Origin of the sequence: Phytopseudomonas daroniae (assembly GCF_004327285.1) — a bacterium.
Classification (GTDB): Bacteria; Pseudomonadota; Gammaproteobacteria; order Pseudomonadales; family Pseudomonadaceae; genus Aquipseudomonas; species Aquipseudomonas daroniae.
Window position 1 is genome coordinate 38,585 of the sequence record NZ_QJUI01000022.1, and the last position, 15,803, is coordinate 54,387.

15 protein-coding genes are annotated in these 15,803 nt (G+C 64.6%); 10 read left to right on the forward strand and 5 right to left on the reverse strand.

Annotated features, from left to right (window positions below; genetic code table 11):
- Positions 1-122 precede the first annotated feature (122 nt).
- On the forward strand, positions 123-464 hold the full coding sequence (locus tag DNK06_RS21085; protein WP_242674749.1) for a cytosine permease: 342 nt from the start codon (positions 123-125) through the stop codon (positions 462-464).
- A gap of 93 nt (positions 465-557) precedes the next feature.
- On the opposite strand, the gene DNK06_RS21090 is transcribed toward DNK06_RS21085, so the two are convergent.
- Positions 558-1,181, reverse strand: coding sequence for a LuxR C-terminal-related transcriptional regulator (locus tag DNK06_RS21090; protein WP_131181955.1), 624 nt, complete (start codon positions 1,179-1,181; stop codon positions 558-560).
- Positions 1,182-1,403: 222 nt separating this feature from the next.
- Between DNK06_RS21090 and DNK06_RS21095 the strand changes: the two genes are divergently transcribed.
- From DNK06_RS21095 to DNK06_RS21135, 9 genes are all read left to right on the forward strand, one after another.
- Positions 1,404-1,931 (forward strand): dimethylamine monooxygenase subunit DmmA family protein, encoded by a 528-nt coding sequence (locus tag DNK06_RS21095; RefSeq protein WP_131181956.1) that lies wholly within the window; start codon positions 1,404-1,406, stop codon positions 1,929-1,931.
- Positions 1,928-2,854 carry a PDR/VanB family oxidoreductase gene (locus DNK06_RS21100; protein ID WP_131181957.1) on the forward strand — a complete coding sequence of 309 codons (927 nt, stop codon included), beginning with the start codon at positions 1,928-1,930 and terminating at the stop codon, positions 2,852-2,854. Before DNK06_RS21095 ends, DNK06_RS21100 begins: the two co-directional genes overlap by 4 nt.
- A 15-nt stretch (positions 2,855-2,869) precedes the next feature.
- Positions 2,870-3,886, forward strand: coding sequence for a heme-dependent oxidative N-demethylase family protein (locus DNK06_RS21105; RefSeq protein ID WP_131181958.1), 1,017 nt, complete (start codon positions 2,870-2,872; stop codon positions 3,884-3,886).
- A 26-nt stretch (positions 3,887-3,912) separates the two neighbouring features.
- Positions 3,913-5,043 carry an aminomethyl transferase family protein gene (locus DNK06_RS21110; RefSeq protein ID WP_131181959.1) on the forward strand — a complete coding sequence of 377 codons (1,131 nt, stop codon included), beginning with the start codon at positions 3,913-3,915 and terminating at the stop codon, positions 5,041-5,043.
- Positions 5,044-5,256: 213 nt separating this feature from the next.
- Complete coding sequence (locus DNK06_RS21115) at positions 5,257-6,627, forward strand: NAD(P)-binding domain-containing protein (RefSeq protein ID WP_131181960.1); 1,371 nt, start codon at positions 5,257-5,259, stop codon at positions 6,625-6,627.
- A 9-nt stretch (positions 6,628-6,636) separates the two neighbouring features.
- Entirely contained in the window at positions 6,637-8,982 is a 2,346-nt protein-coding gene (locus DNK06_RS21120) for a trimethylamine N-oxide demethylase (protein ID WP_131181961.1), read from the forward strand.
- A gap of 65 nt (positions 8,983-9,047) precedes the next feature.
- Entirely contained in the window at positions 9,048-10,067 is a 1,020-nt protein-coding gene (locus tag DNK06_RS25460; RefSeq protein ID WP_131181962.1) for a methyl-accepting chemotaxis protein, read from the forward strand.
- A gap of 257 nt (positions 10,068-10,324) precedes the next feature.
- Entirely contained in the window at positions 10,325-11,698 is a 1,374-nt protein-coding gene (locus DNK06_RS21130) for an ammonium transporter (RefSeq protein WP_131181963.1), read from the forward strand.
- Positions 11,699-11,746: 48 nt separating this feature from the next.
- Entirely contained in the window at positions 11,747-11,926 is a 180-nt protein-coding gene (locus DNK06_RS21135; protein WP_131181964.1) for a hypothetical protein, read from the forward strand.
- Positions 11,927-12,401: 475 nt separating this feature from the next.
- Here the strand turns inward: DNK06_RS21135 and DNK06_RS21140 are convergent, their stop codons facing one another.
- The 4 genes from DNK06_RS21140 to DNK06_RS21155 form a co-directional block, all read right to left on the reverse strand.
- On the reverse strand, positions 12,402-12,737 hold the full coding sequence (locus tag DNK06_RS21140) for a DMT family transporter (protein ID WP_131181965.1): 336 nt from the start codon (positions 12,735-12,737) through the stop codon (positions 12,402-12,404).
- Positions 12,738-12,805: 68 nt separating this feature from the next.
- Entirely contained in the window at positions 12,806-14,128 is a 1,323-nt protein-coding gene (locus tag DNK06_RS21145; RefSeq protein ID WP_131181966.1) for an FMN-binding glutamate synthase family protein, read from the reverse strand.
- Between the two features lie 14 nt (positions 14,129-14,142).
- Complete coding sequence (locus DNK06_RS21150) at positions 14,143-14,826, reverse strand: GltB/FmdC/FwdC-like GXGXG domain-containing protein (RefSeq protein WP_131181967.1); 684 nt, start codon at positions 14,824-14,826, stop codon at positions 14,143-14,145.
- Positions 14,823-15,737, reverse strand: a complete 915-nt coding sequence (locus DNK06_RS21155; RefSeq protein WP_131181968.1) for a class II glutamine amidotransferase — start codon at positions 15,735-15,737, stop codon at positions 14,823-14,825. The genes DNK06_RS21150 and DNK06_RS21155 overlap by 4 nt, the downstream gene beginning before the upstream one ends.
- Between the last annotated feature and the right edge of the window lie 66 nt (positions 15,738-15,803).

Genomic DNA, 15,803 nt, shown 5'->3' on the forward strand with positions numbered 1-15,803 from the left:
CGGGCTCTGCCGCGACAGGCGCAGCTGACCCGCTCAGCCGCAACCAACCACGCATTCACTCCGGCCCTGTCCCGTTCACGCGGAGCAGCGTGCCGTCGCCATTTTGCGCAGGAGAACCGTCCATGTCCCAGCAAGAGCTCATCGAAAGCAACAGCGTCGGCCAGGTCGCCGACTTCTACTTGGTACAGAAACAGCGCTACCACATCCCTTCGCTGTTCGACGCCAACGGCGGCATCTACGGGCGCTTCAATCCCAATGCGGTGAGCGCCTACGCAGTGGGCATCCTGGTGCAACTGCCGTTCGCGGTCACGCCGATCTACACCGGGCCGATGGCCAGCAAGCTGGATGGCGCCGATCTGTCCTGGCTGGTGGCGATCGTCGTCACCCTGCCGCTGTACCTGCTGCTGTCGCGCCGCGATACGCTGTACCGGCGTAGGCAGATCTCCACCCTCTCACGAGCCTGAGAACAGGTTCTGAAGCCTCTGCATGAAAAGCCCCCGCTCTCGCCAACGGGGGCTTTTTCGTTCATGGCGTCTCCTCTTTCGGACAACGGCGGTTCAGCTCGCCGCTTCGAAGATCGCCCCTTCCACGCCCAGCACCTCGCCACTGGCGGAATACACGCCGACGCCCGTCTCGCAGACCTCCTTGATCCGCCCATCGGCGCAGCAGATGCGGTAGCGCAGCTGAAACGGCTCGTGCTTGAGCAACGCGCACTGAACGCAGTACCAGACATAGTCGGCGTACTCGGTGAGGATCAGTGAACCGAAGCTGTGCGCGGGGTCGCGGGTCAGGTACTCGGCGGAGTAGCCGGTCAGTTGCAGGCAGCCTTCGCTGACGTAATCCATGTACCAGGTGCGGGCGTTATCGCCGCGGTAGATCAGCACCGGCAGGTCGTTGATCAGGCCCGCGACACCCGCTGGCCCGACCGCGCCTTGGGCACTGGCCGAGGCCATGCCGGTATGCCGGTGCACCCAGCTGGCCAACTCCAGGCGCGAGTGCAGGTGAAATTTACGCAGCAGGCTGCGCACATAGATTTTCACCGTGCCATCGCTGATGCCCAGTTCGCGGGCGATCTGCTTGTTGCTGTTGCCCGCAGCGATCAACTGCAGGGTCTGCTCCTCACGTTCGGTCAGCGCATTCGACACTGCCGCGGGAGCCGGGGCAAAACCGGCTGCACGCATGTTCTCCTCCCCGTCTTCTGCGGTGATTGGACGAATCACCACAGCAACTTCCATGCCTCGCCGGGGAGCACTACCTCTTTTGGCATATCTCCTCTGGTGGATTGAGCAAATAAGCGTGACAGGAAAGTATTTTGCCTACAGAGAAACATCAGTCATGCACCAACACATGACCTGATCGCTTCAATCCAGGGCAAGCATGCCCTCGTCCGTACAAGGATCGCCATGACCCGCACAGCCGAGCAGCATCCCTTCAGCGTGCCGCGATACCCCAGCGGCAATCCTGTCCAGCGGGTGGCCCGTCAGGTACTGGTCACTCAGGACGCCGGCCAGCAACGGCATGCCGAATTGCTGACCCGCGTCGACGCCGCCGAGCTCTGCCACCTGGCACTGCCGCAGTACGCCGACGAAGCTGAACTGTGCCGGGCGCTGGGCACACTGCTGAGTGAAGCCCAGGTCGGCCTGCACCTCGAACTGCATGGCGACGAGGCCTTCATCTGGTCGCTACGCGGTGTCGCACGAGAAGCCGGGCTGCTGGCCGACGAGATCACCCTGCAGTGCAGCGAAACCGGCCGGCGCATGCTGTTCTGCGTGCATTGCGCCAGTCTGCAAGCGGGCACCTGCGCCGATCTGCAGCCCTGCCGCCACTGCGGCGTGGTGCTGGAAGTGCGCCAACATTTCTCCGAGCGCCTGGGCGCCTACCTCGGCGTCTGTGCGGATGCCGACCAGCCCTATGCGCAGGCCCGGCCATGAATGCCTTCGACGTGCGGGTCAGCGAAACCCGGCTGATCACCCCGGTAATCCGCGAACTATTGCTTGAACCAGTGAACGGTACGCTGCCGGCTTTCTCCGCCGGCAGCCATGTGCAGCTGCACCTGCCCAACGGCAAGCGCAACGCCTACTCACTGCTCAGCGACCCGGGCGAGACCCGTCACTACCGTATCGCGGTGCGCCAGCAGCCACACTCACGGGGCGGCTCGCGCTACGTGCACGAACAGTTGCAGGCTGGCGATCGGTTGCGGATCTCGCCGCCGGCCAACCTCTTCCCGCTGCACAGCACGGCACGCCTGCACGTGCTGATCGCCGCCGGCATCGGCATCACCCCGTTCCTCGCCTATTGCGCCGAGCTGCTGCGCCGCGGAGACGCCTTCGAGCTGCATTACGCCTACCGCGCCGGGGTCAACGATGCCTACGTCGAGACCTTGCGCGAACGGCTGGGCGAGCGGCTGCATGTCTACGAGAGCAGCAGCCGACGTCTCGATCTGGGGCAGTTGCTGAGCCATCGCCCACTCGGCACTCACATCTACGCCTGCGGCCCGCAATCGCTGCTCGATGCCCTGCGCGAGCAGAGCCTGGCCCTCGGCTGGCCAGCGGCGCGGGTGCACTGGGAGGCCTTCGCCGCGCCGGAACCGGGTGTGCCCTTCCGTGTGGAGCTGGCGCGCAGTGGTCGCCAGGTGGAAGTCGGCGCCGAGCAGAGCCTGCTGGAAGCCCTGGAAGCCGCCGGCGTGGAGCTACCCAACCTGTGCCGCGGCGGAGTCTGCGGCCAGTGTCGGACGCCCTATCTGAAAGGCGACGTGGAGCACCGCGACCTGTTTCTCGCCAGCGCCGAACGCGCCAGCAGCCTGATGCCCTGCGTCTCGCGCGGCTGCGGCAGCCCGATCCTGCTCGATATCTGATACCGGAGACGTGCCATGACCCTGATCTTCAAACCGGCAGAAACCTACCGGGACGACTTCAGCTTCCGTAACAGCCCGGCCGCCATCGCCCGGTTTCCCTTTCCGTTCCCGGAAGACGGCTACATGTACTCGGTGAACATCGAGCCCGCGGTGTCCCGCGATCCGGGTTCGGTGTTCGAGCACTGCTTCGATGTCGACGAGCACTACCTGTCGGAAATGGCCGAACGCGCCCGCGTGCTGGAGCGCGATCCCGAGCGCTGCCTGGTGATGCCGCACATGGCCCAGGCCGCCTGGGATCTGCTGGAGATGCTGATGGAGCACCTGGCGGGCGACTACCCGCAGCACTTCCAGCTTGAACGCAACGGCACGGCCTGGCGCTGGCAGAACCTGGCCATGGGCATCGATCAGCACTTCACCTTCGGCGCTGCCGACAGCCTGCCGTGCGAGCCGCTGGAGTACATCACCCGGCAGATGCAGGGCGATTTTGCGGTGCTCGACCAGCGCGACGGCGACCTGTTCATGGATGCCGGCATGGTCACCTGCCCGGCGGACTGGTCGCTGCGCTTCGACGCCGGCATGAGCTTCAAGCAGTGGCATTCGCCAGTACCGATGGCCAACCAGATGGGCATCTTCGAACGCGCGCTGAAGTTTCTGCTGAACATCCAGGTCGGCCACCCGGTGCGTCGGCTGAACTGGACACTGACCATCAACCCGCGCCTGGACACCTCGCCGGAAACCTTCCACGAATGGGGCAGCGACCGCGGCTCGGTCACCCCGGACAACGTCGGCCGCCTGGTGCACCTGCGCGTGGAACTGCAATTCATGGCGCGCCTGCCGCGCTCCAACGCCGTGCTGTTCAGCATCCGCACCTACCTGATCAGCATGGACGAACTGGTCAGCAACCCGGCCTGGGCGCGGCGGCTGCACCGCGTCATCCGCGACCTGCCGGATGCCATCGCCGACTACAAGGGCATGACCCGCTACCGCCAGACCCTGGTGAACTGGCTGCGCCAGTTCGATTCCGAAGCCTGACCCGATCACCACACGAGGATTTTCCCATGGCCAACTCATGGCGCATCAGCGCCCTGCGCGAACGCCACCTGGCACTTGGTTCGAACCTGGAAGACTGGAACGGCATGGGCACCGCCTGGACCTATGCCAGCGACCTGGCCGACCATCACGAAGCGATCCGCACCCGCGCCGGGCTGATGGACGTCTCCGGCCTGAAGAAGGTGCACTACGTCGGCCCCCACGCCGAAAGCCTGCTCGACTACGCCACCACCCGCGACATGGCCAAGCTCTATCCCGGCAAGTCGGTGTACGCCTGCCTGCTCGACGAAGACGGCACCTTCATCGACGACTGCATCATCTACCGCACCGGCCCCAACGCCTTCATGGTGGTGCACGGCGCCGGCAGCGGCTACGAGATGCTGATCCGCTCGGCCCAGGGCCGCCAGGTGGCGGTACTGTTCGACGACGACCTGCATGACCTTTCCCTGCAAGGCCCGGCAGCCGTGGACTTTCTCGCCGAGCACGTGCCGGGCATCCGCGAGCTGCCCTACTTCCACCACCTGCAGACCCGGCTGTTCGACCGCCCGGTGATGATCTCGCGCACCGGCTACACCGGCGAGCGCGGCTACGAGATCTTCTGCAAGGCCGCCGATGCGCCACTGATCTGGGACGGCATTCTGGACAAGGGCCAGGGCCGCGGCATCATCCCCTGCGCCTTTACCGCACTCGACTGGCTGCGGGTGGAGAGCTACCTGCTGTTCTTCCCCTACGACAACTCGCAGATGTACCCCTTCGCCGACCAGAAAGCCGGCGACACCCTGTGGGAGCTGGGCCTCGACTTCACCGTATCGCCCGGCAAACGCGACTTCCGGGGTGCCGGCGAGCACTACCGGCGCCAGGGTAAGGAGCGCTTCAGGATCTTCGGCGTTCTGCTCGATGGCCATGTCGCCGCCGAGGGCGGCGACACCCTCTGGCATGAAGGCCGTCAGGTCGGCCTGATCACCTGCGCCATGTACTCGCGCCTGAGCGAACGCTCCATGGCCATCGCCCGCGTCGAGCCAGGAATTGCCGAGCAGGGCGTGCCGCTGCAGGTGCGCGGCAGCCTGCAGGTGAACGCCATCGCCCACACCCTGCCATTCGACGACCCCGAGAAGAAGAAACGCACGGCCAAGGGCTGAAGGCAGCCGCAAGCTTGGGAACACAGCTCGGAACGCTCCACGTCCATCCAACCATGAGGAGTCGTAGGGTGGACAACGCTCTTTTTGTCCACCATTGCGAGGGTGGGGCGGTGGACGGGTCGGGCCGCGTAGGTGAAGCGTCGTCCACCCTACGGATAGCCGCTATAACCACCACACCGCAGGCTAACCGTCACGCCAACAGGAGAACCCAGCATGAAACAACGAGTCGCCATCATCGGCGCCGGCCCATGCGGCCTGGCCCAGTTGCGTGCCTTCCAGTCGGCCCAGGCCGATGGCGCGGATATTCCCGAGCTGGTCTGCTTCGAGAAGCAGGCCGACTGGGGCGGCATGTGGAATTACACCTGGCGCACCGGCCTGGACGAGCATGGCGAGCCGGTGCACGGCAGCATGTACCGCTATCTCTGGTCGAACGGGCCGAAGGAATGCCTGGAGTTCGCCGACTACAGTTTCGACGAGCACTTCGGCCGGCCCATGGGCTCGTATCCACCGCGTGAAGTGCTCTGGGACTACATCAAGGGCCGCGTCGAGAAAGCCGGCGTACGCCCTTACATCCGCTTCGATACGGCCGTGCGCGGCGTCACCTTCGATGCCGCCAGCGAGCTGTTCACGGTGACCGCCCACGATCACCTGAACGACCGCACCTACAGCGAAACCTTCAGCTACGTGGTGGTCGCCAGCGGCCACTTTTCCACGCCCAACGTACCCGACTTCCCCGGTTTCGAGCGCTTCGCCGGGCGCGTACTGCACGCCCACGATTTTCGCGATGCCCTGGAATTCAAGGGCAAGGACGTGCTCATCGTCGGCGCCAGCTATTCAGCCGAAGACATCGGTTCGCAGTGCTACAAGTACGGCGCCCGCTCCATCACCAGTTGCTACCGCAGTGCGCCGATGGGCTACAAATGGCCGGCCAACTGGGAGGAACGACCATTGCTCAGCCACGTGCAGGGCAGCACGGCGTTCTTCGTCGACGGTAGCAACAAGCACATCGACGCCATCATCCTGTGCACCGGCTACAAGCATCACTTCCCCTTCCTGCCGGAAGCGCTGCGCCTGAAAACCGGCAACCGCCTATGGCCGCTGAACCTCTACAAGGGAATTTTCTGGGAGCAGAACCCACGGCTGATCTACCTCGGCATGCAGGATCAGTGGTACAGCTTCAACATGTTCGACGCCCAGGCCTGGTACGCCCGCGACGTGATTCTCGGGCGCATCGCCCTGCCCGACCCCGAGCGCATGCACGCCGAAGACCTGGCCTGGCGCCAGGAAGAGGAAACGCTGGAAACCGCCCAGCAGATGTTCGAGTTCCAGGGCGAATACATCCGCCAGCTGATCGCCGCAACCGACTACCCGAGCTTCGATATCGCCGAGGTCAACGCCACCTTCCTGCAATGGAAGAAGGACAAGTACGACAACATCATGGGCTACCGCGACAAGTGCTATCGCTCGCTGATCACCGGCACGCTGGCCACGCCGCACCACACGCCCTGGCTGGAAGCGCTGGATGACTCGCTGAGTGCCTACCTGGCCGACGCGCCCGCCGACCGTTTGAAGTCCGCCAGCTGAGGCGCCGCCATGAATCTGCCTGTGACAAGCCGCCCGCTGGAGCCGGCGCTGTTCTCCCGCGCAGCGGATCGGGAACGCCACCGCGTGGCCCCCGGCGGCCTGACGGTGCTCGCGCTGGAGGCGGGTGATCGTCTGGAGGTGATCGACCTCGAGGGCGACCAGCCTGCCGAGCTGCTGGCCTTCGCCGAGGACGGGCGCGAAGCGCTGGCCGCACTGGGGCTGGCAGCCGTCAGCGGTGCCGACGCCATCGCCCGCCTGCTGCACGACGGCAGCCGCGAATCGATCCACGTCACCATGGGGCTCGCCCGGCGTGGCGTGGATTGCCGCCACCTGCCGACCGCCGCCCGGCTCTGGCCCGCGGCTACACCGGCGGGCTTCAGCCGCGAGCTGGTCGCCAGCGCTGCGCTGTGCGTGATCGTCGCCGCCCCCGGCGGGCGTACGGCGGTGGACAGCCAGCAGCGCGCCAGCGAACTCCGGGTGCTGATCCATCGCGCCAATCCGCGCAGGCTCTGGCTGCCGCCGCTGCCCGCGCCGCTGGGCGAGGTGATCGACGAATTCACCATCCATCCCGGCAGCGCACGCGACTATCTGGTCGGCGCCGGGCAGTTCATCCAGGTGATCGACGTCGCCGGGCGCCAGTGTTCGGATTTCGTCGCCTTCGACCGGGCCGGCCTGGATGCCGGGCGCGAGACCGATCTCGACCCCACCGTGACCCGCACCCTGAATGGCAGCGCCTATCCGGGGCCGGGCCTGTTCAGCCGCTTCTACGACCGCGACATGCAGCCGATGCTGGAGGTGGTGCGCGACACCGTCGGCCGCCACGACACCTTTGCCCTGGCCTGCGCCGCGCGCTACTACGAGGCGCATGGCTATTTCGGCCACGCCAACTGCAGCGACAACATCAGCCGCGCCATGGCCACTCACGGCGTGCGTCCGCGCGCCGGCTGGCCAGCGATCAATTTCTTCTACAACACCGCTATCGACGCGCACCAGCACCTGACCCTGGACGAGCCCTGGTCGCGCCCCGGCGACTACGTGCTGCTCAAGGCGATGACCGATCTGGTCTGCGCCAGCAGTTCCTGCCCGGACGACATCGACCCGGCCAACGGCTGGCAGCCCACCGATATCCACATCCGCGTGTATTCCGAGAAGGAGCGTTTCAGTCTCGCCATGGCCACTCGAAAAACAGCAGATGCCGACCCGGTGCTGACCCGCGAGAGCGGCTTTCACGCCGGTACCTCGGCCCTCACCCGCCAGTTCGTCGACTACCGCGGCTTCTGGACGCCGACCCGCTTCGACGGCTACGGCGCCACCGAGGAATACCACGGCTGCCGCGAACGCGTGGCGGTGATGGATCTCTCCGCGCTGCGCAAATTCGAGGTGCTCGGCCCCGACGCCGAAGCGCTGCTCGACTACTGCCTGACCCGCGACGTGCGCAAGCTTGCCATCGGCCAGGTGGTCTATTCGGCGATGTGCTTCGAGCACGGCGGCATGCTCGACGATGGCACCCTGCTGCGCCTCGGCGCCGATGCGTTCCGCTGGATCGGCGGCGAGGATTACGCCGGTATCTGGCTGCGCGAGCAGGCCGAAAAGCTGGGCATGAAGGTGTGGATAAAGAGCGCCTCCGAGCAGATCCACAACGTCGCCGTGCAGGGTCCCCTGAGCCGCCAACTGCTCGCGCAGATAATCTGGACGCCGGGCACCCAGCCGAAACTGGAGGAACTGGGTTGGTTCCGTTTTCTGGTCGGCCGCCTGGATGATTACAACGGCCCGCCACTGATGGTTTCGCGCACCGGCTACACCGGCGAGCTGGGCTATGAAGTCTGGTGCCACCCGGACGATGCGCTGCAGGTCTGGCAGCGCCTTTGGCAGCTCGGCGAGCCGCTGGACCTGGTGCCACTGGGCCTCGATGCGCTGGACATGCTGCGTATCGAAGCCGGGCTGATATTCGCCGGCTACGAATTCGACGACCAGACGGATCCGTTCGAGGCCGGCATCGGCTTCTGTGTGCCACTCAAGAGCAAGGCCGCGGACTTCATCGGCCGCGATGCCCTGTCAAGGCGCAGCGCAGCACCCCGTCACAAGCTGGTCGGCCTGCAGTTGGAGGGCAACGAAACCGCTGCCCATGGCGACTGCGTACGCAGCGGCCGTGCCCAGATCGGGGTGATCACCAGTGCCACCCGCTCGCCGATACTGGGCCACAACATCGCCCTGTGTCGGCTGGACGTGGGCTACTGCGAGCCCGGCACCGAGGTCGAGATCGGCAAGCTCGACGGCCAGCAGAAGCGCATCCGTGCGCGGGTCGGCGCCGGCACCGTCGCCTACGACCCGGGCAAGAGCAGGGTGCGGGCGTAACCAGCCCGTGTTGTGGAAAGAGAATTGCTTGGTGATGGCCATTCGATCTCAAGGAGGATGAGCCAATGTGGTTCAGCAATGCGTCGCGAAACCTGGCCGATGAACTCAGCCAGTGGCTCAACCGCCTGTTCGACGGTCAGCCCAGCGCTGGCTCCGCACAACCTCATCTGCAACGTGACGCCCGGTTGTTCAGCAACCTGCAGCGGCTGCAGCGCGACTGGGACGAGTTGCAGCGCATCCGCCAGCAGGCCGAATGCCAGGCGCCGCCGCCATGCAGTGCCGAGGAGTACGCCGCGCTCAAGGGAGACCTCGCCGAGGCCCGGGCGCAGATCGGTGGGCTCATCCACGAACGCGACGACAGCCAACGACGCCTGCACGACCTGGAGGCCGAACGCGCCCAGTGGGACGAGGAGCGCCAGGTCTGGGAGCTGACCAGGCGCACCCTCACCGAAGGCAGCTGGGCAATGAACGTAGTGGGCGGCGACCCCGATCACCCGCAGAACCTGATCCGCTGGTCCGAGCAATTCCGCGAGCTGATCGGCTACAACGCCGAGGAATTTCCCGATGGCTGGGACAGCTACTTCAAGGTGGTCAACGCCGACGACCTGAAACAGGTCATGCAGACCTTCAATGCCTCGATGGTCGATACCGGCGGCGACGGTTTCTATGCCGTCGAATACCGCATGCGCCACAAGACCCGTGGCGAGGTGTGGTTCCGCGAACGCGGCCGCTGCCTGCGTGACGGCCAGGGCCGCCTGCTCTACGTCACCGGCGCCGTACGCGAGATCAGCGACGAAAAGACCGCCGCCACGCTGCACCAGCGCGAACAGGCCAACATCCAGGCCACCTACGCACAGATCGCCCAGGTCGCCGGGGGGATTCGCAGCATCGCCGAGCAGACCAACCTGCTGGCGCTCAACGCCGCCATCGAAGCCGCCCGTGCCGGCGATCAGGGCCGTGGCTTCGCCGTGGTCGCCGATGAGGTGCGCAATCTGGCGCGGCGCACCCAGGACTCGGTGCAGCAGATCCAGGGCATGTTGCAGAAGGAACGCTCGGGCGAACCAACTTCAGGCGCTGGCCACTGAACGTGAACAAAAAAAGGGCACTGCAAACCCGTCAACGCCATAGACAGCAAGGGCTAGAGCCCTTTAGCCCTGGCACATTCATTGCTTTCCCAATAAGAAACTTTGTTTATCAGAAATAAAAATGGCTGGAAGCCTTTTTAACGTCGCTTGCGACGGCCCTAAGGGGGCCGCCAGGGATGGCAGGCCATAAAACATGCTTCGACTCGACCTGCCTGCGCACCACTTAATTCCAATAAACCGCTTTCGAGGATTCAGTGATGGAAGAACAGAAAACGCCTACGCTCGAAGAGCTGCAGGCCCTGATCGAAATGACCAATACCCTGAACATGGAAATGTTCTATTGGTGGTGTACCGCACTGATGATCTGCATCCACGCAGGTTTTCTGTCTTATGAAATTGGCGCCTCGCGCCTGAAGAACGCCCTGGCCGCGGGCGTGAAGAACATCCTCGCGTTCGGCTTCATCGTACCCAGCGTGTTCCTGCTCGGCTGGGCGGTCTACAACGCCTTCCCCGATGGCCTGGTACCGCGCATGGACGCCCTGATGGATGGCATGCCGTGGAGCCAGGCCATGGGCCCGAACATCCAGGACAACGCCACCGGCATCTTCTGGGGCGCGTTCGCGCTGTTCGCCGCCACCACCGGATCGATTCTCTCGGGCGCGATCATCGAGCGTGCGCGGATGAGCGCATTCATCATCATGACCATCGTGCTCGGCGGCTTTCTCTGGCTGCTGGCCGCCGCCTGGGGCTGGCATCCGGAAGGCTGGCTGACCGTCAAATGGGGCTACCATGACGTCGGCGCAGCGGGTGTGGTGCACATGATCGCCGGCTTCTTCGCCCTTGGCGTACTGATCAATCTCGGTGCACGCATCGGCCGCTTCAACCCGGACGGCAGCGCCAACGCCATCGTCGGCCACAGCATGCCGATGAGCGTGGTCGGCCTGATGCTGATCATCGTCGGCTTCTTCGGCTTCCTCGGCGGCTGCATCATCTACAACTCCGGCGCCCAATGGATCAACATCTACGGTCAGCCGACCAACCTCTCCGCCTTCTCCTTCAACACCCTGATGGGCTTCGCCGGCGGCCTGATCGGCGCCTACCTGACCACCCGCGAACCCTACTGGATGATGTCCGGCGGCCTGGTCGGCATCATTTCGGTCGCGCCCGGCCTGGATCTCTACCACCCCGGGCTGGCCTACCTGATCGGCATGGGCGTATCGGCCATGGCGCCGCTGGTCAACAACATGCTGCTCAAATTCAGGCTGGACGACGCCGTCGGTGCCTTCGCGGTGCACGGCTTCGGTGGCTTCGCCGGTCTGGTGATCAGCGGCATCTTCCTCGCCGGTTATCCGAACGTGAACGGCATGCCGGAAATCAGCTTCTTCGGCCAACTGGGCGGCGCCCTGGTGATGGCGGCGCTGGGCTTCATCCCCGGCTACGGTATTTCCTACGCACTCAAGAAAGCCGGCATCCTGCGCGTCCCGGCCCATGCCGAAGAACGCGGTCTCGACCTGACCGAAGTACCGGCCCAGGCCTATCCGGAGTGGAACAGCATGTACGGGCCAAGCACCACCGTTGGCGGTGGCTCTGACGCCGCACAACCGCCACTGACCACCGCTACGGCCAAATGACCCCCAGCCGGCCGCGAGGGCGGCCGGCTCATCTCAAGGAGTATCGCCATGAGCATCACCACCTATGAAGGTGCCAGCGCCGTATTCACCTTCGCCGACAAGCCCGCCATCCTGGTTTTCATCAGCCTTCTGGTCGCTGCCGTCAGCCTCTATGCCCTGATCGCGACCATCATTCACGAGAAGCACAGCTACGCGCTGCCGGACGAAGAACTCGACAAACTGAAGTGACCCTTCGACCGGCGGCAACCGCCGGTCATCCCTCTCTCGCCCCCGCCCTTCGTGAACCACCAGCCCTTCGCCACGTTACCCACGCATCGTACGCACCGACACAGGCGCAGGCACACCTGCGAGCCATAACAGTAACGACCGGCGGCGCTCACGATCTGTTGCACCAGCGTGAACATGCAACTGGGGGCGATAGCGCCCAGTCGGGTGGACGACGCTTCATCCGTCCACCATCTCTGACGCTCTTTTTATCCCCCATTGCGATTTCGGAGGACGTAGGATGGGTTTTAGAACGTAGCCTGGATTAGCCGCAGGCGTAATCCGGGGCCGAAGGCCGTGATCCATGGTTCAACGCGAGTCACCGACCGGCTGCTTTTGCCTTCTTTTGCCCTTTAGAGGACGTAGGATGGGTCGGGCCGCGTAGGTGCAACCCATCGGCAATTGATGGGTTTCACCCATCCTACGGCTGTGGTGGGTTTCAGCCCACCGGGCTGAACAACTTCAGGCCAGCCACCCCGCAGATGATCAGCACCAGGCAAACGAGCCGCGCCAGGGTGGCCGGTTCATTGAGATAGACAATGCCGTAGATCGCCGTACCGACCGCACCGATACCGACCCACACGGCGTAGGCGGTTCCCATGGGCAGGTAGCGGGCCGCAAGCACCAGCAGGTACATGCTGAGCGCGATGAAGAAAATGCAGTAAAGGCTCGGCCAAAGCCGCGTGAAGCCTTGGGTACGGGGAATGGCGGAGGCGTACATCACTTCGCAGATGCCGGCGGCGAGCAGTGTCATCCAGGCCCAGGATGCAGTCATTCGAATTCCCTTCCAATGCGCCGAAAGCCGGCCTGTCCCGCAGGGAGAAGCCGGCTGACGGGTGGCTATCAGTACCCCTGCCCTGGCACCCAGTTGGTGCCGGCCAGCGGTACCCGGGCCATGGCCGCGGATTCGACGGTCAGGGCCACCAGATCCTCGGGATCGAGGTTGTGCAGGTGCGACTTGCCGCAGGCGCGGGCCATGGTCTGCGCTTCCAGTACCAGCACGCGCAGGTAGTTGGCCAGACGACGGCCAGCGGCGACCGGCTCGAGGCGCTTGGCCAGCTCCGGATCCTGGGTGGTGATACCCGCCGGGTCGCGGCCGTTCTGCCAGTCGTCGTAGAAGCCGGCAGCGGAACCGATCTGCTTCAGCTCCTCGTCCAGGCGTGGGTGATTGTCGCCCAGGGCGATCAGCGCGGCGGTACCGATGGCCACCGCGTCGGCGCCCAGCGCCATGGCCTTGGCCACGTCGGCACCGTTGCGGATGCCACCGGAGACGATCAGCTGAACCTTGCGGTGCATGCCCATTTCCTGCAGCGCCTGCACGGCCTGCGGAATGGCCGGCAGAATCGGGATACCGACGTGCTCGATGAACACTTCCTGGGTCGCTGCAGTGCCGCCCTGCATACCGTCGAGGACGATCACGTCGGCACCGGCCTTCACCGCCAGCTTGACGTCGTAGTAAGGGCGGCTGGCGCCGATCTTCACGTAGATGGGTTTTTCCCAGTCGGTGATTTCGCGCAGTTCGGCAATCTTGATCGCCAGATCGTCCGGCCCCGTCCAGTCCGGGTGGCGGCAGGCGCTGCGCTGATCCACGCCGATCGGCAGGGTACGCATGCCGGCGACGCGCTCGGTGACCTTCATGCCCAGCAGCATGCCACCGCCGCCCGGCTTGGCGCCCTGGCCAAGGACGATCTCGATGGCATCCGCCTTGCGCAGGTCGTCGGGGTTCATGCCGTAGCGCGACGGCAGGTACTGATAGACCAGATGCTGGGACTGGCCGCGCTCTTCCGGAGTCATGCCGCCATCGCCAGTGGTGGTGCTGGTGCCGGCGATGCTGGCGCCACGACCGAGGGCCTCCTTGGCATTGGCCGACAGCGCGCCGAAGCTCATGCCGGCGATGGTCACCGGGATCTTCAGGTGCAGCGGCTTCTTGGCGAAACGGTTGCCGAGGACGACATCGGTGCCGCATTTCTCGCGGTAGCCTTCCAGCGGGTAGCGCGACACGCTGGCACCGAGCAGCAGCAGGTCGTCGAAGTGCGGCAGCTTGCGCTTGGTACCGCCACCGCGGATGTCATAGATACCGGTCTCGGCGGCGCGCTGGATTTCCTGGATGGTCAGGCGATCGAAGGTGGCCGACTCGCGCAGTACTGGAGGTTGTTTGTCACTCATGATGATGCTCCTGATCAGTACGCGGAGGCGTTATCGACTTTGAAGTTGTACAGCTGGCGGGCCGAGCCGTAGCGTTTGAAATCGGCGGCGTTCTCTTTGAAGCCGGCGCGATTGAGCAGCGCCTGCAGCTCTTCGATATGTTCGGCGCGCATCTCTTTCTCGATGCAGTCGGAACCCAGCGACTCGACGCTGCCTTTGACGAAGATCCTGGTTTCATACAGCGAGTCGCCCAGCGCATCGCCAGCGTCCCCACAGACCACCAACCTGCCCGCCTGACCCATGAAGCAGCTCATGTGGCCGATGCTGCCGCCGACCACGATGTCGATGCCCTTCATGGAGATGCCGCAACGCGCGCCGGCGTCGCCTTCGATCACCAGCAGGCCGCCATGAGCCGTGGCGCCGGCCGCCTGGGAGGCGCTGCCTTTGACGCGCACATAGCCGCTCATCATGTTCTCGGCGCAGCCCACGCCGACGTTGCCGTGCACGGTGACCGAGGCTTTCTGGTTCATGCCTGCGCAGTAGTAACCGGCATGTCCCTGGATATCGATGGAAATGGCTTCGTTGACGCCGACCGCCAGGTTGTGGGCGCCGTTGGGATGGGTCACCAGCCATTCGCGATCGATGACGGCCTTGGCCTGGTCATGCAGAGCCTGGTTGAGGTCACGCACGCTGGCGCTGGAAAGATCGATGGTTTTCATGCTGCGTGCTCCTTCTTACGTTCCCAGATGTACAGGGTGGCGGGAACGGGCTCCCAGACCTTGGCCTTGTCGATACCCGGCAGGCTGGACAGCGCCTGGTATTCCGACGCCATGGCGACGTAGTCATCGGTCTCGGCGAGGATCGCCGGCTTGCAGGCGATCGGATCGCGGATCACCGCGAAGCCGTTGCGGGTGCCGATGGCGAAGGTGAAGAAGCCGTCGAGGGCCTCCAGTGAATGATCCAGGGCCTGTTTCAGGGAATCGCCCTGCTGCAGACGCCAGGCCAGGTAACCGGCGGCGACTTCGGTGTCGTTCTCGGTTTCGAAATGGATGCCTTCGCGGCGCAGTTCCTGACGCAGGCGAAAGTGGTTGGACAGCGAGCCGTTATGCACCAGGCACAGGTCGGCACCGGTGGAGAACGGGTGGCTGCCTTCCATGGTCACCGCACTTTCGGTGGCCATGCGGGTGTGGCCGATGATGTGGCTGCCCTTCATCGAGGCCAGGCCGAAACGCTCGGAAATTTCCCTGGGCAAGCCCATGCCCTTGAGGATCTCGATGCTCTGCCCGGCGCTCATGATGCGCACGCTGGGCGCCAGTTCGGTCAGCGCGGCACGCACCACGGGCTCTTCGGCCTTGATCTTCAACACCATGGCGCTGGCGTTCTGGAACCAGTCCAGTTCGGCGTCGAGCTTGTCCTGCAAGGCGGCAACCAGTGCCTTGAAGTCATAGCCTTCGCTGGTCGCCTGCAGGGTCAGCTTGACCCAGCCATCGGTCACTTCATCGCCATAGATGGCGAAGCCGGCGCTGTCCGGGCCACGGTCGGTCATGGCTTCGAGCATCGGTTCGAACAGCTTGCCGAGCTGCGATTCCAGCTGCGGATTTTTCAGGTAAAGCCCCACGATTCCACACATAAAGGCAGCCTCACTTCGTTCGGAAAGCCGCAAGCTGCAAGCTGACCGGGTTGATACAAATGAATG

What these genes read in the sequence shown, in the direction of transcription:
- DNK06_RS21085 (WP_242674749.1), top strand. Translation starts at nt 123, where the DNA reads ATGTCCCAGCAAGAGCTCATCGAAAGCAACAGCGTCGGCCAGGTCGCC.
- DNK06_RS21090 (WP_131181955.1), bottom strand. Translation starts at nt 1,181, where the DNA reads ATGCGTGCAGCCGGTTTTGCCCCGGCTCCCGCGGCAGTGTCGAATGCG.
- DNK06_RS21095 (WP_131181956.1), top strand. Translation starts at nt 1,404, where the DNA reads ATGACCCGCACAGCCGAGCAGCATCCCTTCAGCGTGCCGCGATACCCC.
- DNK06_RS21100 (WP_131181957.1), top strand. Translation starts at nt 1,928, where the DNA reads ATGAATGCCTTCGACGTGCGGGTCAGCGAAACCCGGCTGATCACCCCG.
- DNK06_RS21105 (WP_131181958.1), top strand. Translation starts at nt 2,870, where the DNA reads ATGACCCTGATCTTCAAACCGGCAGAAACCTACCGGGACGACTTCAGC.
- DNK06_RS21110 (WP_131181959.1), top strand. Translation starts at nt 3,913, where the DNA reads ATGGCCAACTCATGGCGCATCAGCGCCCTGCGCGAACGCCACCTGGCA.
- DNK06_RS21115 (WP_131181960.1), top strand. Translation starts at nt 5,257, where the DNA reads ATGAAACAACGAGTCGCCATCATCGGCGCCGGCCCATGCGGCCTGGCC.
- DNK06_RS21120 (WP_131181961.1), top strand. Translation starts at nt 6,637, where the DNA reads ATGAATCTGCCTGTGACAAGCCGCCCGCTGGAGCCGGCGCTGTTCTCC.
- DNK06_RS25460 (WP_131181962.1), top strand. Translation starts at nt 9,048, where the DNA reads ATGTGGTTCAGCAATGCGTCGCGAAACCTGGCCGATGAACTCAGCCAG.
- DNK06_RS21130 (WP_131181963.1), top strand. Translation starts at nt 10,325, where the DNA reads ATGGAAGAACAGAAAACGCCTACGCTCGAAGAGCTGCAGGCCCTGATC.
- DNK06_RS21135 (WP_131181964.1), top strand. Translation starts at nt 11,747, where the DNA reads ATGAGCATCACCACCTATGAAGGTGCCAGCGCCGTATTCACCTTCGCC.
- DNK06_RS21140 (WP_131181965.1), bottom strand. Translation starts at nt 12,737, where the DNA reads ATGACTGCATCCTGGGCCTGGATGACACTGCTCGCCGCCGGCATCTGC.
- DNK06_RS21145 (WP_131181966.1), bottom strand. Translation starts at nt 14,128, where the DNA reads ATGAGTGACAAACAACCTCCAGTACTGCGCGAGTCGGCCACCTTCGAT.
- DNK06_RS21150 (WP_131181967.1), bottom strand. Translation starts at nt 14,826, where the DNA reads ATGAAAACCATCGATCTTTCCAGCGCCAGCGTGCGTGACCTCAACCAG.
- DNK06_RS21155 (WP_131181968.1), bottom strand. Translation starts at nt 15,737, where the DNA reads ATGTGTGGAATCGTGGGGCTTTACCTGAAAAATCCGCAGCTGGAATCG.